The 17,773-nt window shown below is 42.1% G+C and carries 14 protein-coding genes; 5 read left to right on the top strand and 9 right to left on the bottom strand.

The window, feature by feature from the left end:
- Nucleotides 1–2 precede the first annotated feature (2 nt).
- The 3 genes from D0T57_RS06790 to D0T57_RS06780 all read right to left on the bottom strand — a co-directional run bounded on the left by D0T57_RS06790 (nucleotide 3) and on the right by D0T57_RS06780 (nucleotide 4,144).
- A complete protein-coding gene (locus D0T57_RS06790) occupies nucleotides 3–452 on the bottom strand; it encodes a helix-turn-helix domain-containing protein (protein ID WP_163272177.1) in 450 nt (149 codons plus the stop codon).
- Between the two features lie 79 nt (nucleotides 453–531).
- Nucleotides 532–2,472: a SusC/RagA family TonB-linked outer membrane protein gene (locus tag D0T57_RS06785; RefSeq protein WP_221412293.1), complete on the bottom strand. Its 1,941-nt coding sequence runs from the start codon at nucleotides 2,470–2,472 to the stop codon at nucleotides 532–534.
- Between the two features lie 145 nt (nucleotides 2,473–2,617).
- Nucleotides 2,618–4,144, bottom strand: coding sequence for a class I mannose-6-phosphate isomerase (locus tag D0T57_RS06780; protein WP_163272173.1), 1,527 nt, complete (start codon nucleotides 4,142–4,144; stop codon nucleotides 2,618–2,620).
- Nucleotides 4,145–4,271: 127 nt separating this feature from the next.
- Between D0T57_RS06780 and D0T57_RS06775 the strand changes: the two genes are divergently transcribed.
- Both D0T57_RS06775 and D0T57_RS06770 read left to right on the top strand, forming a co-directional pair.
- Nucleotides 4,272–5,006: a GntR family transcriptional regulator gene (locus D0T57_RS06775; protein ID WP_163272356.1), complete on the top strand. Its 735-nt coding sequence runs from the start codon at nucleotides 4,272–4,274 to the stop codon at nucleotides 5,004–5,006.
- A 26-nt stretch (nucleotides 5,007–5,032) separates the two neighbouring features.
- Complete coding sequence (locus D0T57_RS06770) at nucleotides 5,033–5,812, top strand: Cof-type HAD-IIB family hydrolase (protein ID WP_163272171.1); 780 nt, start codon at nucleotides 5,033–5,035, stop codon at nucleotides 5,810–5,812.
- 113 nt (nucleotides 5,813–5,925) lie between these two features.
- Here the strand turns inward: D0T57_RS06770 and D0T57_RS06765 are convergent, their stop codons facing one another.
- Nucleotides 5,926–7,065, bottom strand: coding sequence for a TlpA disulfide reductase family protein (locus D0T57_RS06765; protein ID WP_255490527.1), 1,140 nt, complete (start codon nucleotides 7,063–7,065; stop codon nucleotides 5,926–5,928).
- Between the two features lie 499 nt (nucleotides 7,066–7,564).
- Nucleotides 7,565–8,389: an MBL fold metallo-hydrolase gene (locus D0T57_RS06760; protein WP_163272352.1), complete on the bottom strand. Its 825-nt coding sequence runs from the start codon at nucleotides 8,387–8,389 to the stop codon at nucleotides 7,565–7,567.
- A gap of 214 nt (nucleotides 8,390–8,603) precedes the next feature.
- Here D0T57_RS06760 and D0T57_RS06755 point away from each other — a divergent pair, with 214 nt between their 5' ends.
- Both D0T57_RS06755 and mltG read left to right on the top strand, forming a co-directional pair.
- A complete protein-coding gene (locus D0T57_RS06755; protein WP_163272169.1) occupies nucleotides 8,604–9,824 on the top strand; it encodes an S-adenosylmethionine:tRNA ribosyltransferase-isomerase in 1,221 nt (406 codons plus the stop codon).
- Between the two features lie 15 nt (nucleotides 9,825–9,839).
- Complete coding sequence (mltG, locus tag D0T57_RS06750) at nucleotides 9,840–10,862, top strand: endolytic transglycosylase MltG (RefSeq protein WP_163272167.1); 1,023 nt, start codon at nucleotides 9,840–9,842, stop codon at nucleotides 10,860–10,862.
- On the opposite strand, the gene D0T57_RS06745 is transcribed toward mltG, so the two are convergent.
- The 3 genes from D0T57_RS06745 to D0T57_RS06735 are packed head-to-tail and all read right to left on the bottom strand — an operon-like array spanning nucleotide 10,855 to nucleotide 14,270.
- Nucleotides 10,855–11,718 (bottom strand): CPBP family intramembrane glutamic endopeptidase, encoded by an 864-nt coding sequence (locus D0T57_RS06745; RefSeq protein ID WP_163272165.1) that lies wholly within the window; start codon nucleotides 11,716–11,718, stop codon nucleotides 10,855–10,857. The genes mltG and D0T57_RS06745 overlap by 8 nt on opposite strands.
- A complete protein-coding gene (locus D0T57_RS06740; protein ID WP_163272163.1) occupies nucleotides 11,715–12,575 on the bottom strand; it encodes an N-acetylmuramoyl-L-alanine amidase-like domain-containing protein in 861 nt (286 codons plus the stop codon). The genes D0T57_RS06745 and D0T57_RS06740 overlap by 4 nt, the downstream gene beginning before the upstream one ends.
- 27 nt (nucleotides 12,576–12,602) lie before the next feature.
- Nucleotides 12,603–14,270, bottom strand: coding sequence for a formate--tetrahydrofolate ligase (locus D0T57_RS06735; protein WP_163272161.1), 1,668 nt, complete (start codon nucleotides 14,268–14,270; stop codon nucleotides 12,603–12,605).
- Nucleotides 14,271–15,476: 1,206 nt separating this feature from the next.
- Between D0T57_RS06735 and D0T57_RS06730 the strand changes: the two genes are divergently transcribed.
- Entirely contained in the window at nucleotides 15,477–16,427 is a 951-nt protein-coding gene (locus D0T57_RS06730) for an NAD(P)-dependent oxidoreductase (protein ID WP_163272159.1), read from the top strand.
- Between the two features lie 192 nt (nucleotides 16,428–16,619).
- On the opposite strand, the gene D0T57_RS06725 is transcribed toward D0T57_RS06730, so the two are convergent.
- Complete coding sequence (locus tag D0T57_RS06725; RefSeq protein WP_163272157.1) at nucleotides 16,620–17,594, bottom strand: PhoH family protein; 975 nt, start codon at nucleotides 17,592–17,594, stop codon at nucleotides 16,620–16,622.
- Nucleotides 17,595–17,773 lie beyond the last annotated feature (179 nt).

Below are 17,773 nucleotides of genomic sequence, written 5' to 3'. Positions count from 1 at the left end.
CCCTACTTTTTGCCCTCTTGTTCGTTCAGCATCTTTTCGAGCATCTGGCTGCGCTCTTTTTCCAATGCGAGCAGGCGTTCGTATAGTTCTTGTTTTTCTTGTGTGAGTTTTAGAATTTCTTCGATAGGGTTATTATAATTAACAATATTCTCATTATCGCTACCGGTGCCAATATTGTTACTACCGCTTTCAAAGGTATTGTTCTCAATAATTATGGTCACAGGGTCTTCCTGCATTTCCCTTAAAACGTTAACGGAGATATCTAATGCCTTTGCTATTTTTTCGAGGGTTTCGCTGTCTATTTCCCTCTGCTGCTCCAGTCGCGACACCGATGCCTGTCCTACGCCAAGTTTTTCGGCCATCACTTCTTGTTTCATACCCAGGGCTTTGCGGATGCGTTTCATGGCATGTCCGTGATGGGTATTGTTTTCTATTGCTTCGTTACTTTCCATATGGTATTTGTTTTTTTCGTCTTAACAAATGTAAGAAATTTCTTGTTCAGCTTATAATTATGAGCGGCTCAACTTATAATTATCGGTAAGAATTATTGAGTTGATCCCAAAATAGGTAGTACAGAAACACAAGAAAGGTGTCCTTACTTACTTTCGGGACATTTACTGTAGCCTGATATTTATAATCGTCTATACGATTATTACCTACCAGCCCCCACGATCCTCTGATTTTCGCCGAAGGCATTATATTCCTCAGCTTTTCGGGATAAAAACTCTCTTCCGAGATTCTCCACGCTGCCGATAATGAAGGAAACCATGCAGAACGGTTGCCTTTTCGGAATTTAGATGAAACGTCGTCACGAATATTGAATTCGAACAAATACCGTTCTTTAAAATTATAATTCAATCGGAAAAAAGCTGAATAGATAGACCATTCTGTTTGCCATTCCTGATTGCCGGTATTAGAAGTTTGGAGACCTCCCATAATATCATAATTCGATTCGTCCAGCAACCTGAATGATTCGAAACGGTTATCAGTATTCCCTTCATAAGAATATCCTCCCATTGTACTGAAGGCATGATCGCCCCATTTTTTGTCATAAGACAAGATCAGGTTGGTAGTAATACTCTGGATACGTTGCGAACTGTTTGTCATGCGATTTTCCTGATCCCCCGATCCGGGTATGGCTTTCCTATTTTCTTTCAGTCTGTTATAATACAACTGCGCGCCGACCATTCCCTGTAATTTTAACCCTTCGATAATTTTAAACTCGGCATTTATGATACCTGATAAATCATCGTTCCTGCTTTTGCGTGTACCTCCTTGTTCGAGGCGAGCCAGTGCGTTTGTATTGCTCCCTCCGGGATAAGTGTAATTTCCATTCTCATCTTTTATCGGATATATCGACGGCATACGAGTTGCTTGCTCGATAAGCCATTCGGTCCAATAAGCATGGTCTTTGACGGCATTACGCGTATAAGATGCCAAAACGCTGAATTTGAATCTTTCAGATACTTTAGTGTCTATATTTGTCCTGAAATTATACCGTTCCAGTCCATAGCCGGGGCCTTCGAACATGCTTTCCTGGTCGGTATATGCTCCCGACACCAGATAAGTGGTTTTGTCATTTCCCCCCGTAATGGAAAGGTTGTGTGTCTGCTGGGGTGCTCTTGACTTGTAAATTTCTTTCATCCAATTCGAATTAGGACCGTTCAGCCTGAAGTCCTTTATCTGTTCGGATGAAAATTGTATAGGTCGTCCCGAATTAACTAATGCTTCATTCCTCAATTCGGCATACACCCATGAATCGACTATGTCGGGCATAAATGTTGGTGTTTGAATAGCATATGTATAATCATACGACACACGAGTTGTTCCTTTAGCTCCTTTTTTCGTTGTAATTAAGATAACACCATTTGATGCACGCGAACCATAAATTGCAGCAGAGGCGGCATCTTTCAAGACTGATATATTTTCAATATCCGCCATGTTGACATTTTGGATATCGCCCTGTATTCCATCTATTATTACCATCGGATCGTTGTTATTCAATGTATTTACTCCCCGAATGTTGATAGATGGACGGCTTCCCGGTTGCGAGTTGCTTTGCTGGATAGTCAGTCCCGGTGTAGTTCCCTGCAATGCTTCTACTACATTTAAAACTGGTTTGCTTTCGAGTTCCTTCATATCTACTGAGGAAACAGCTCCGGTAAGATTTACTTTTTTTTGTGTGCCATAACCGACTACTACAACTTCGTCGAGTTCCCTGTTTTTTTCTATTAGCGTAATCTGTAGATTCTTTTTTTCCGATACAGGCACTTCTTGACTTTCAGACCCAACGTATGAGATAACAAGAATGGCTTTAGGAGATACGTTTAAGGTAAAACTTCCATCAATATCAGTTATAGTACCATTTGTAGTGCCTTTTTCTGTTACCGAAGCTCCGATAACAGCCTCATTATATGTGTCTATTACAGATCCTTCTATCTTGTTTTTGCTATTCTGAGCATATATCGCCATACTCAGCATAAAAAAACATACAGACAGGAAGGCTTTAAAAAGTGTTTTGCTTCTCTGAGAAAAGAAGTGCCGAGTTTGTCTATGACTCGTTGTAGTTAACATGTGATTTTTCATAAGATTCAATTTAATCTTTGATAATATTAATTTAATTGTCTAATGTATATAATGCATATGCATACGCACCTAACGATATCGCTTTGCTGGTGCCGAGAAAAGTTTTCATGATTATAGTTTTTTTATTAGGGTGGTAGTGAACTGTTTTGTCGCTAAATGGTATTGTTTCCGTGTATTTTGTATCACGTCCCCAGTCGATAACCTCTTTTCCGCGTTGTACATTAATAGGACGAGGTTTGCCATCTAATCCCAAACGTTGCCAGTCCCATAGTTTGAATGTAAAGAGATTAGGTGTAGAGCTGATTTCGAGTACTACCGCATCTATTCCCGAGCAATGGATTGTTCCTGACGGAATGAGGAAATGATCGTGTTTCTTGGTCGGAAATTTATTGACATATTTTTCAGCATCGAACACAAAGTCTCCTTTTTCAGCTTTTTCTAAATCCTCTATCATGGCTTTGTTGTCTATTCCGGTTTTCAACCCAAGATAGACAGTTGCGCCTTCTTTCGCATCCATGATATAATAACTCTCATCTTGTGTGTAATTCAGCCCGAAGTTATCATGCACATATTGTGTGGTTGGATGTACTTGCAAACTCAAATTGCCACCCTTGACAGTATCCAGAAAATCGAAACGGATAGGAAACTCTTTACCAAATCTCGACTCGACAGGTTCGCCAAGTAGTTCGCGGCTTTTTGTATAAACGAGATTCACTGAGGGCATCTCAAACACAATTCCACCCACTTCCAATAATAAACTGTTTTCTTCGGGTACGCAATCGAAACACCATCCATAATTTGATTTAGACGGATCAAGATTACACACTTCCTTCATCCACTGACCTCCCCACGGTGCAGGGTCGAAAAACGGAACCACGCGGAAAGGTGAAGTAGCAGCTTTGTCCATTCCTGCATAGAAAGTTTGCCTGTCTATCATTTTCGGATCATTGGTAATCACTGTGTCGAGCCAGTAATCTACGTATTGGTAAATATTGCGTTTGTGCTTATCTAATACGCGCCAATCGTTAAACATGCCACGTTTGTACTGGAATGAGAAAGGCTCTTTACTGTTGTCGATACCTAATCCTTTTGCTTCCCGGCGACGCATACGCTGTTGTATTTCCCAGCGCGGCATATCGGCGTAGATCAGTATATCGCCGTTTGCAACAAGCTGAGCGCCATGTCCAAAAATCGTGATGCAACCTTTTGTTTCGCTGATGTGCTTTCTTGCTGCCTCTAATTTCTCTTTATCGAAATATTCCGGTAGGGAAATGTTAGACATATATCCGAAAAGGACATCATCGGTCATAAATCTTTTTGTCAATGCTTCAACTTTCGACTCGGAAATAAATAAATCTTTTGTGTCGATAATCAAATCACTCTTAAGCTTCGTGAATTGAGATTTTAGTTCAGTGTAATGTACTCCTGTATAGCAGTCTATTACAACAATTCTTTTGTTCGCTTTTTGCTTTTCAATAATGGATATAATATCATCCCAGCCAGTTGCAGCAAAACCATTTAATTCGATAGAAGGGTTCTTTTTGTAGGTACTTACCATGTTTTTAACAGTATGTTTGTTTGACCATATTAAATATATGTATGAACATATCGTTTGGCAAATATATATTATTATTTTAAAAAACAAGTTATTCTATCTTATTTTTTTTACATTTGTATTAAAAAAAATGAAACTACGAATTGATCATAATAGTCAAATACCTCTTCATAAACAGGCAGAAGAGCTCATCAGGAAGCTTATAGAAAGACCGGAATATAGGGATGGACAATATCTTCCAAAAGAAGTTGATTTGTCTGAACAATTGAAAATTTCCCGTAATACTTTGAGGCAAGCAATCAATACATTAGTAACTGAAGGATTACTAGTGAGAAAGAAAGGTGTGGGTACACGTGTCGAAAAAAAGAAGATTTTCAGTGGAGCCAGCAATTGGCTCAGTTTTTCAGAGGAGATGAGAATTTTAGGAATAGAGATTCATAATTTTGAATTACAGATATATAGGCACGAAGTGTCAGCAGAAGTTGCTACATTCTTCAATATTAAAGCCGGCACAAAAGTTATGAGGCTCGAACGCTTGAGAGGAAAAAAGGAATATCCCTTCGTATATTTTGTATCCGAGTTTAATCCTCAAATACCTATTTCGGCTTCTGAGGATTTCAATCGTCCACTTTACGAAATATTGGAAACTGATTATGGGGTTATTGCTCAAACATCGAAAGAAGAAATCAGCGCAGCGGCGGCAGATGCTTTTACTGCTTCGAAATTGGAGATAAAGCCAGGCGAACCTATTCTTATACGAAAAAGGTATGTATATGATATCAATAACAATCCTATCGAATATAATATCGGGTGCTATCGTGCCGATTCTTTCACATATACGATTGAGAGCAAAAGAAATCTTTGATATTATCCCCTCGTTATACCAGATAAATGAATATACAAGCTATTTTTTTTGATATAGACGGTACTTTCGTCAGTTTCGAAACACATAAGATTCCCCTATCTGCTCTTGAGGCTGTTGAAAAACTTAAGCAAAAAAACATAAAGCTGATAATTGCGACAGGGCGTTCTTTACATGATATAAACAACCTTGACGACCTTGTGTTTGATGGCTATATTACTGCAAACGGAGCCTATTGTGTAACAAGTGACAAGCATGTTTTGCATAAAAATTTAATATCCAAAGAAGATTTATGCAGGCTGGCAATCTATCAGAGAGACAATAAGTTTCCCTGTATATTTATGACAGAAAAAGGAAATTTTGCAAACTATATAAACGATTCAGTAAAAGCAATCAATAATATGGTAAACTTACCCCTACCTACAGTTAAATCAATGGAGGAGATTATCAAATATGATGTTTTTCAAATAGATACGTTTGTTAATGAGGACGAAGAGAAAGTATTAATCGAAAACATATTAATAGGATGTGAAGGTAGTAGGTGGCACCCTTCATTCGTCGACATAAATGCCCGAGGCAACAATAAAGCTGTTGGAATAGAAGTGTTTCTCAAGCACTATGATATCTCCCGAAAAAACACAATGGCTTTTGGGGATGGGGGAAATGATATCCCTATGTTAGAATATGTAGCTATCGGAGTTGCAATGGGAAATGCAAATGATCAAGTAAAACGAGCTGCTGATTATGTTACTTCTTCTGTTGATGATGGTGGTATAATGATGGCATTGATAGAGAATAGAATACTTTAAGCTATTCTCTATGTTAATTATACTGCAAAAACACTACTGGCAAATGTGTAGATGCAGGGCAAACGCACGAAAAAGTGACCATACCTGCAACGGTTTTTTAGGACGAGATATCTCTATTTTTTGTCTTTAGGCTCAAGGCTCTCTATTTTGCCGGCTATGGCATCGAGCGATATATCGCGTTCCAATATGTAGCCCCGGGGGGATATGAGTATATGGTAAGGTATTCCCCTGATGTAGTAGGTGTCGAACACGCTGGCACTCCATCCTCCCTTGACAGGCAGTATAGTCCATTTTACGGAGTCGGATATGTTTTTCGACAGCGGAACCGTCTCTATATCTTTTACTACTGTGACGAATTCGATGTTTTTCTTCTGTTTTTTCAGGTCGTTATATACTTTTATGGCATCTTTTTTCTCGTCTTTGCATACATCGCAGGTAGTGGCGGCAAACGACAGCAAGACATACTTGTCGCGATAGTCTACAAGTTTTACTTCTTTCCCTTTTATATCTTCGGCGGTGAAAAGGGGCGCATAAGAGCCTACTGCCGATTTTTTCACTTTGTCTCTGTATCTCCTGAGTTCTTCTGTCATCGGGAAGTCCAGCGCCCTGCCTTTAAACAGGTTCAGGCTTTCGTCGAGGCGGGGTATAGACGATTCGTCTTTGAAAAAGGCATTTGCCAGCATTACGCTTGCCACCTTTTCGGGGTTGGCCTTTATGTACGATGCTGCAATGTTGGACAATTCGAAGTTTGTATTCCGCAATTCTGCCACATAGTTTTTTACGGGCAGGCTGTCGTTTTCCGTATTTTCATCTTCCACTGCCATCAAAATGTCGGCGCGCATCTTCAGCAATTCCTTATTCTTATTTTTAAATTCGGTGAGGTCGTCGTTCACCTTGCCTCCCTTTATGTCTATCAGGTCGGGATATAGTGCGTCTCCTTCCATTTGTATATTCCATCCTTTGTTGACAAGGATGAAGATATTCTTGGTGTTGTTGTTGAAATAGAGCGACATCACGGTGAGCGTGTCAACCTTGCCGGTAAACGAAAATTTGCCGTTCTCGCCGATGGCAATAGTGTCGATCTGCACCGAGTCGCCTACTTCGTAGGAAGTATAGAAATGCGAACCTTCTACATTTTCGAGTGTGCCTTCTACCGAAAATATATCCTTATCTTTTTTCTTACACGAAAACATCCCTGCAATTACCAATAAGGCAATGGTTACGCAAAGGGTTATATTGATTTTATGTATCATGTGGCTATTTATTGAATTTTCCTCTAAATTATAAAACGCATATAAATGTGCTTTATTTTCTTAAACGTTTAAAAATATAAAATTGTTCTAAAAAAAACTAACACATCTGTGTCTATTTTTTTATAATAGTTCATAGAACTTGTTTTGCCTTTCAACACCAGAGTCGCGCTAAGCCCTATTGGGTATGACAAGACTCTCTGTTTTACAGGTGATTATGCCTCGGTGTATAAAGTATGAACAAATGTATTTTTTAGATTATTATTAATAAAACCCGGTACAACTCTTCTTACCCTGCGGTCAAATAAAAAGTTGAGACGACTTCATACTTATACCTCGGGATACAATAATATTAACAATTATCATACCAATTTTTGCTAATATGGTTATTCTTTTCATTAGATCATCGAAAAACGACAATGCTGCATAAAAAATGTAAAAATGGCAGGAAGAGAAAACTATCTCAAAAAACAATCCTAAAAAACTGATCCTCGTTACTTTCTCAAAACTCCCTCAACCCCGACACCTTATGGCGGCTCAGCGTTTCCAGCCTGACGGATTTACCGACCGAAACACCCTTACCTATCAAAGCCTGCTCTACGGTCTTAAAAGCCAGATCGGGATGGTTATTGTCTTGGCTGAGGTGGCAAAGCCAGATATTCTGCATCTTTTCGTGGTAGATATCGGCAATAAATTCGGCCGACAGCTTGTTGCTAAGATGCCCCATGCCATTCTTGATGCGTTCTTTCAAATAATAAGGATACCTGCCTGCCTGTAGCATATACTCATCGTAGTTGGCCTCTATTACCAGATGATTGGCTTGCGATGCGTAAGACTTCACCTTGTCGGTAATGCAGCCGATATCGGTAATCAAGACAAAAGTATGATGCCCAAGCCGGATATGGTAACCGACATTGCCGATACTGTCGTGCGGCACATCGAATGCAGTGATAGAAAAATCGCGGATAGAAAAAGGAACTTCCTTCTCTATCACCCGGCGCGACTGCAACAATGAGGCCTGTACTGCCTTGTTGCGCAAGATACCCTCGTGTACGCTTTGAGTAGCATATACCGGAATATTGTACTTGTCGCCGAAGCAGCCTACAGTCTTTATATGGTCGGCATGGTCGTGGGTGATAAGTACAGCCATTATCTTGTCGAACGACACCCCGTATTCGCGCAGGGCCTTTTGCACATTGCGGATGCCTATGCCGGCATCTATCAATATACCATAATCGCGGGTTCCCAGGTAATAACAGTTGCCACTGCTACCGCTGCCTAGACTGAAGAATTTATATTGGTAATCTGTGAACAGGTCGTATTGCATAATGGGCGCAAAGGTACATAGTCCGGCTGAGAAATAAGGATAATATAGCGTTAAAGTTCGGGGCAAACGCATGAAAAATGACATTACAGTTTTGGCTACTGTAGGGGCGAATGAATTGAGGCCAAACAAATTTCATACGTTTGCCCTGGCTGCTGGTCAATTTAATATTGATTATTCGTCAAAGTTATTTATTTTTGTCAGCAAATAATCAATAGTGGAAACTACCAACCCGAAAGAAATACATATAGAAGGCTATAACTACCCGCTTCCCGACGAGCGCATAGCAAAATACCCGTTGGCAAGGCGCGACAGTTCGAAGCTACTGGTCTTCAAAGGCGGAGCGATTACCGACTCTGTATTTTCCAGCCTGCCTGCCTATATCCCTGTGGGTAGTACGATGGTGTTTAACAATACGAAGGTGATACAGGCACGCCTGCATTTCAGGAAAACGACAGGCGCACTGATCGAAATATTCTGCCTCGAACCTCACTCGCCGCACGACTACCTGCTCAATTTCCAGCAAACGCAGTCGTGCTCGTGGGTTTGCCTTGTCGGCAACCTGAAAAAATGGAAAGAAGGCGCATTGGTAAGGGTGCTGGATATTGGCGGCAAAACGGTTACGGTAGAAGCCAACCGCCTGCAATGGGGCGGAGATGCGCATATCGTAGAATTTAGATGGGACAACCGTGATTTCGCCTTCTCCGATCTGCTCGAAGTGATGGGCGAATTGCCTATTCCCCCCTACCTAAACCGCGACACCGAAGATCAGGATAAAGAGACTTACCAGACAGTATATTCGAAGATAGAAGGCTCGGTAGCCGCCCCTACCGCCGGGTTGCATTTTACGCCCGAAGTGTTTTCGTCATTGAAAGATAAGGGGGTAAGCATTGAGGAGATTACGCTCCATGTGGGCGCAGGCACTTTTCGTCCTGTAAAGTCGGAACAGATAAAAGACCATGTGATGCATTCCGAATTTATCTCGGTGAAACGTGATATAATAGAAAGTCTGCTGAACAGCACAGGCAATATTATAGCAGTGGGTACAACTTCGGTGCGCACACTCGAAAGCCTGTATTACCTGGGAGCATTGCTGGAAAATAATGCTGATGCAGACTTGAAGGTGGCGCAGTGGATGCCTTACGACGAAGCCAACAACTGCCTGCCTGTAAAGAAGGCCTTGCAGAATATACTCGACTATCTCAGCCGGAACAATCTCGGTACACTTATTGCAGATACACAGATAATTATAGCACCCGGTTACCGGTTTAAGGTGGTAGACGGCATCGTTACCAACTTTCACCAGCCGCAAAGCACCTTACTGCTGCTTATCTCCGCCTTTTTGGGTGGCGATACGTGGAAAAATGTGTACAGCCATGCTCTGGATAACGGCTACCGTTTCCTGAGCTATGGAGACAGTTCCCTACTTATGAAATAATAACACAAGCCCTTTATGAAAAAAACGATTTTGTATATTATCCTTGCTTTTGCGATTGTCGCCATTGGCGGTGCAGTATATGTTTACAGTATCTTTTCCTCCGGCTTCGACATAGATAAGACAGTATATATATATGTGGATAAGAACAAAGACTACGAACGCCTGCTGGCACAGGTGAAAGACAGCGCCAAAGTAGAGAGTATACGCAATTTCGAATGGCTGACTTCTTTCTTCGACTATCCCGACAATATGCGTACGGGCCGCTATGCCGTTACCAAAGATATGACCGTAAAAGAACTTGTGCAAAACCTGCGCAACGGAAACCAATCGCCTGCAAAGATCAAGTTTAACAATATACGTACCAAAGAAGATTTTGCCAAGCGGATCAGCAGCCAGCTTATGCTGACGGAAGACGAATTGCTGTCGGCGCTCGACGACAAATCGCAATGTGAAGAGCTGGGATTCGATACCCGCACCATCGTTGCCATGTTTATACCCAATACTTACGAGTTTTATTGGGATACAAGTGTAGACAACTTTCTGGAAAAGATGAAGAGAGAATACACAAGGTTCTGGAACGACGACAGACAGAAAAAGGCGGCGGAAATAGGATTGACGCCTATCGAAGCCTCTATATTAGCATCCATAGTAGAAGAAGAATGTACCTATTCGGACGAATACCCTAAAGTAGCGGGGCTTTATATGAATCGCCTGAATCGCGGGCAACTGCTGCAAGCCGACCCTACTGTGAAATATGCCGTGGGCGATTTCAGCCTGCGCAGGATATTGAACAAGCATCTTGAGACAGACTCTCCTTACAATACTTACCGCAATGCCGGGCTACCTCCGGGGCCTATTCGCATCCCTTCGATAAAAGGGATAGATGCCGTATTGAATTATGCGAAGCACGATTACCTGTATATGTGCGCCAAATCGGACTTTTCGGGTTACCACGATTTTGGGAAAACATTGGCAGAGCACATGGCTAATGCAAGGAAATATCAGCGGGCTTTGAGCGAGAGGGGCATATTTAAGTAAGATTCTCTTTTACGCTGCTCCGGGATATCAGGTACATAAGCCCTACGGAAAAGATCAGGCTGAAAATGGTAATCACGCTAAAGTTGGCTGAGTTGCTTACTGTATCTGTACCTGCAAAATAATCTGCAATAATACTCATCCCATTGTGAAGTATATGTATAGCAACAGGCAGCCATATGGTGCGCGACCATACAAACAAATATCCAAGCATAGCCCCCAATATTACGCGAGGGATGAATCCGTAGAACTGAAAGTGTGCAATGCTGAATATAATGGCGGCTATCCATACTGTAAGATGGATGTTTTTCGTCAATTTGCCAATAATTTGCTGTACACATCCCCTGAAAAAGAACTCCTCCATTACTCCTGCAAACACAGCCATTATCAGTAGGTTGAAAGATAAGCCGAAAGCCGACTTGTCAGCTAAAAGGAAACTTTGCGACTCCTTTGCCCTATTTTCAGACTGCCTCATCCATTCTTCGGCCGACGATAGCCATTCGGGTAATGCAAGCTGGCTATTGTAATAAGAAAGTGAAATGATAAGGGGTTGTATTACAATGATAAGGGAGATGGAGAACAGGAGGATGGGCAAGCTTATCCTTTGCTTTATCCCAAAATACTGGTTGGCATCGGCACTGCACAAATATGCAAAGGCTATCGCCGGAAGAAGGAACAGGCAGCACGATTGTATTGCCATCGACAGCCTGAGGTCGTACAGCGACTCTTTTATCGAATGTATATCTACAAAGGTAAGTACGAGCAACATGGCAAGTATATATCCCGAAAAAAACAGGAAGAACATGAACAACAGTTGCGACCAGCCACCCAGATCGGATAAAATGCCTTTGAGTTTCATTGTTCCTTCATCCTTAAAACGGTTATGCCTGTACACGACTTCGAATCGTTGCAATACTTAGCCAATGTGCGCGGTTCTGCAATCACAGCCTTATGCTTGCTCGAAGCGTGTATAAAGTGTAGCCTGCCGTTTTGCCAATGTGCGATGCCCATATGCGAGTAGTCGAGCCCTGGCACCGATGTGGCGAACAGGATAATATCGCCGTCTTTTATTTTATTTGCGATGCGCGATATGCCGCTTTTTTCTACAAGTACATAAGCATCGGCATCGTTTATCTTTTGCTCTATATCTTTTATCTGGGATATATTTGCCGGATTGTTTTTTAAGTGTTTGTATGAGGCGGGATGAGTAGACATAAAGTCTATCGTTTTCTTCACTTTGCCGCCTCCCAACTGCATCGCTATATTTTCCCAGATATCCCTGTCTCTATTCTGCATCACCCATTCGGTGCTGTAGTGCAGGCGCGAAGCATAGCTATGGATAATGCCGTCGCGATAGCGTATCCGGGTAAGCAGGCGGCAATAGTTGGAAAAAGACCGGTCGCCAGACTTTATGGCTTGCGACAGGGCAATACAATTTTCAACAAAACTAGTGCAGTCAAACTCCCTTAGGTTGATCACCAGCTTCTCGTCGCCGGAGACTTCGAGCGTGGCGGCAACATAAGGCTTGTTGAGGAAATACTTTGCTGTTTCTGTCAAGAGTTGATTGAGCGGCACATCCTGTTTCGAAGCGAATTTGCTTATATACCCTTCGTAGATAATAGAATCCTGACGGGTGTATATAGTACCGCTTTCTGCCGCTTTGGATGCAGAGGCAGATAGGATAAATAATAATATGGATAAGATTAGTTTTTTCAATTCCTTACAAACTATATGTTTGCAAAGTTAACTCAATCCTTCGATAATTCCATCAACTATATCCATATGATTGGCCTGAGGCACTGCCGGAAGCCCTGGCATGCGCATTATATCGCCTGCAATAGCTACAATAAACTCTGCTCCGTTATTCAATACGATATCGTTGATAGTCAGCGTGAAATCTTTCGCCACACCGTACACATGGGCGTTGTCGGAGAAGGAATATTGCGTCTTCGCAATGCAAACGGGGTATACACCCACATTTTGCTGCTTTATTTGCGAAAGCTTCTTTTTGGCTTTTGCGCTTAACACAATATCTTTTGCTCCGTAGATACGTTTGGCAATTTTCTCTATTTTGGTTTCTGTCTGGTCTTCGTTTTCGTAAGTAAATTGTAATGCGGGAGATGGCTTTTCGTTTATAAGCTTCACTACGCTTTCTGCCAATTCTATTGCACCGTCGCCACCTTTAGCAAACGATTCGTTTTCGGCGAAGGCTACGCCTTGTTGCTCGCAATGCGCTTTGATAAGTGCAATCTCATCGTCGGTGTCGAAACCATAACGGTTGAGGGCGACAATAACGCTTTGCCCAAACGACTTCATATTTTCTATATGCTTGTCGAGGTTGGCAAAACCGGCTTTCAACCCTTCTATATTTTTCTTTTTGATGTCTTCGAGCGGCACATTACCATGCATCTTCAATGCTTGTGTAGTAGCAACTATCACTGTCAGCTTAGGCGAGATACCCGCTTTGCGGCACTTGATGTTGAAAAACTTCTCTGCCCCGAGGTCTGCCCCGAAACCCGCTTCTGTGATTACATAGTCGGCATGCGACATTGCCATCTTGGTAGCTATTATAGAGTTGCAGCCGTGCGCTATATTTGCAAACGGGCCGCCATGAATTATTGCAGGTGTATTTTCGGTAGTCTGCACCAGATTGGGATTGATGGCATCTTTCATCAGTATGGCTATTGCACCTGCCACTCCGAGGTCTTTCACTGTGAAAGGCTCGTTGTTCATGTTATATCCCAGTATGATGTTGCCGATGCGCCTTTTCAGGTCGTCCATATCCTTGGCCAGACACAGTATCGCCATAATTTCCGAAGCGGGAGTAATCTCGAAACCGCTTTCGGCCGGTATGCCGTTTGCCGAACCGTTGAGCCCTGTAACGATATAGCGCAGGCTGCGGTCGTTTACATCCAGCACCCGTTTCCATACCACTTCTTTCAGGTATTTATCCGTTCCGCGATGCCTGTACAGGAAATTGTCGAGGAGGGCGGTTATCATATTGTGTGCCGATGTAACAGCATGGAAGTCGCCCGTAAAGTGCAGGTTTATATCTTCCATCGGCAACACTTGTGCATATCCTCCTCCGGCAGCACCGCCTTTCATACCGAAGCATGGGCCGAGCGAAGGTTCGCGCAATGCTACTATTGTCTTTTTCCCTATTTTCGAAAGTCCGAGAGCCAGCCCTATCGAAGTGGTGGTCTTACCTATTCCCGCCTTTGTAGGTGTGATGGCTGTGACGAGTATCAGGTTGTTTTTTGCCACCTTGTTTTCGTCTATCAGTTCCACAGGAACTTTGGCTATATGTTTTCCGTACTGGTGGAGGTTTTCGCGGTCTATGCCGGCTTTTGCAGCTATTTCAGATATGTTGTCTAAACGTGTTTCGCGTGCTATTTCTATATCTGTTTTCATCTGGTATGGGAAATGAGTTATTTATGTATTACAATCAGGTGGCAAAGGTATGTTTTTTCTTTCGGTTTTTTAAATAAAATTGCTTGTGCAGAAACCAGCCTGAAAGCTTCGGTAAGTGGCTTTTTGTTATTCTATTTTGGTAAACCATATCGAAAATACAGGCTTTTATCTTTCCTTTACAATAAAAGATATATAAATACTTGTATTTGATACCCGTTTGATAAATAATATTTTTAAAGAATATTAGAGCCTGTTTAAATTTTAGCGAAAATATTTCTTATAGGTTCTTTAGTATAGTTCTTAGCAACTTTTTTATGCTCTTTTTAGCGTATTTTCCACATTAAAAACAGCTATAAAAAAGATTTGCTATAAAATTTAAACAGACTCTTAGACATTATATTGAATAACGTGAGTTCGATATAAAGAACAGTATGCAATCAAGTGTTTACCAAAATATATGGAGTAAAACCCCGTGTTCTTTGTGCTTTTTCTTTGTGGTAAAAAAAATAAGGTTTAACCACAAAGGAGACAAAGTTTTACACAAAGCTCACGCATAACTGATTGATATTAGCAAATATTTTGTAATATCTTTATCTATATAGGGAACTCTACATTCCTCTAGCCCCCAAAGGAAAAAGTAACAAGGGAAAAGTAACGAAAATGTGTTACAAGTGCATAATACATGACAAAAATTAAAATTATTGTAATATTAGTATTGTAGGGGCGAATTATCATTCGCCCGTCGATTGTGTCGGGCGTAAGATATTACGCCCCTACAGGCTTTCGAAAGAATATCATTTTTTTGTCATGTACTGTGTACAAGTGTTACTTTTTGGAGAGATACAAGATACCAGTAGACGAGTTAACGAGTTGGTTTTTTGATAAAATAAGAACTTGTGTCTCGTATCTTGTCTACTTGTATCTAAAGAAAAGGTAGCAATAAAAATAGGGGAGAAATGTGTTACAAGTGTTACTTTTTACCACCTCACTCCCCGCTCTCTCCAAAAAGAGAGAGAGCCGCAAGGCCACGACGAGGGAATGGAAAAAGTGACAATGGGAAAAACAATAAAAGAGTTACTTTTGTTACTTTCTTGAGACGCTGTTATGCTGAATGGAACGAAGCATCTATTTCGAAAGAAAAGCAAATCGTTCGCAACATCTGAATGACAGAAGAGACTGACAAATGAAACAATAGACAATATAATTATGAAAAAGATATTAATGGGGCATAATTTCGCCCGCAAAGGTTTCGAAAGCCTTGAAGGGAAGTTTGATGTAATCTATCCCGAAAACGACCTGTTCAGGAAAGCTGAGATATTGGACAGGATTGCCGATGCCGATGTGCTTGTGCCCAATTTTTCTTTCCAGACCGGTGCCGAAATAATAGATGCCGGCAAAAACCTGAAGCTGATAGCCAATTTTGGGGTAGGGTACAACAATATCGACGTGGAGTATGCGACTGCCAAAGGTATCGTTGTGACCAATACGCCGCAATCGGTACTGGAACCTACTGCCGAACTTGCTTTTGCCCTCATGCTTGCCACTGCCCGCAAAGTGGCTTGGTACAATCACAGGTTGCACAACGGCGAAAAGCTCGACTGGAGCTTGTACGGCGACCTCGCATTGCCCATCTATGGGCAGACACTCGGCATTTATGGTATGGGGCGCATCGGGCAGGCTATTGCCCGCAGGGCTGTAGCGTCGGGCATGAAGATAATCTACCACAATCGTAAGCCATTGCCCGACGAGGTGGCCGAAAGGTACGGTGCCGGCTATGTAAGCTTCGATACATTGCTCAGGGAGTCGGATATCTTGTCGCTGAATGCCCCGGCAACCGCCGATACTTATCACCTGATAGGCGAAGCGGAGCTGAAAAAGATGAAGCCGTCGGCTATCCTCATCAATACGGCGCGTGGGCAGTTGGTCGACTCGGCAGCATTAGCCGCAGCGTTGAAGAGTGGCGAAATATATGGTGCGGGGCTCGATGTATATGAAAAAGAACCGAAGATACCTTCCGATCTGATAGGATTGGATAATGTAGTCTTATCGCCTCATGCCGGAACGAAGACTTATGCGGCACGTCTGGATATGGAGGAGGAAGTGGCGAAGAATATTGTCAACTTCTTCGATGGAAAGGATATAAGCAGGGTCAACTGACGTATAAAAAGGAAGTGTCCCAAAAGTAACCATCTGCTTCATTGCTTCATTTTTTAGCCATCGGTCACATACTTTAGTATGCTCCCTTCTGCCTAAAAATGAGCGGCTTCGCATCTAATCACTTTTTGAACACTTCTCTATATAAATACAATAAAGGTGTCCTTTATTACTAATGAGCCACCTTCCTTTGCTCTAGTCTGCCTTATTGGTTTTCTTTTCTATACGCTTTTCGCGTTTCTCTTCTTTCTCGTAAGCCTCTACTATGCGTTGCACAAGCTTGTGACGGACAATGTCGGCTTTGTCGAATTCGATGTGGCCGATACCTTTCACTCCTTTGAGTATCCGCAAGGCATGCTTCAAACCCGACAGTTGCGACGGCGGCAGGTCTATCTGCGTGATGTCGCCTGTTATTATCATCTTGGCATTCATGCCCAGACGGGTGAGAAACATCTTTATCTGGTGCGTAGTCGTATTCTGCGCTTCGTCGAGTATAATCACGGCATCGCTCAGCGTACGCCCGCGCATAAAGGCAAGCGGCGCAATCTGTATCACCTTGTTTTCGATATAGTCTTTCAGTTTCGCCGGAGGGATCATATCTTCCAGCGCATCGTAGAGAGGTTGCAGGTAAGGGTCTATCTTATCCTTCATATCTCCCGGCAGGAAACCCAGTTTTTCGCCGGCTTCTACGGCAGGGCGGCTAAGGATGATCTTCTTCACCTCCTTGTTTTTCAGGGCTTTTACAGCTAGGGCGATGGCCGTATATGTCTTGCCCGAACCGGCAGGGCCTATGCCGAATACCATATCGTTTTCGTAGAAACTATCTGCAAGCTTCTGTTGGTTTGGTGTGCGTGCAAAGATGGGTTTGCCGTTGATACCGTAAATGATGAGGTTGTCTTGTTTTACCACATTGGGCGATTTGCCTTTTACAATGTCTACGATGTCGTCCTCGGTAAGCTTATTGCGTTCGGTAGAGAATTTCTCCAGTTCCCTTACCTTCTCTTCGAACAGAGGTACGTCTTCGGCGTTTCCTATGGCTTTTATTGCATTACCCCGCGCAACGATGCGCAGTTTTGGAAAAAGAGTCTTCAGTAACTGTATGTTTGCATTGTTGACCCCGAAAAATACAAGGGGGTCGATATGCTCTAAAATTATTACTTGTTCAATCATTCAGTTCTTTAATCAGTGTGTACCATATAAATCAATTTTGGTAAATGGAGCAGTAGTAATGGTATAACAAAGATATATATATTATTGTTAACAACGATATGCAATCTTCTTTATTCGATAGTTAAAGTCCCTAGATGAAAAGCCTGTATGCAGTAAATATATCTGACAAAATAGTTTAC

This window comes from Dysgonomonas sp. 511 (assembly GCF_010501105.1).
Classification (GTDB): domain Bacteria; phylum Bacteroidota; class Bacteroidia; order Bacteroidales; family Dysgonomonadaceae; genus Dysgonomonas.
Note: the sequence above shows the minus strand (reverse complement) of the source record. Positions and strands in the feature narration are given on the sequence as shown.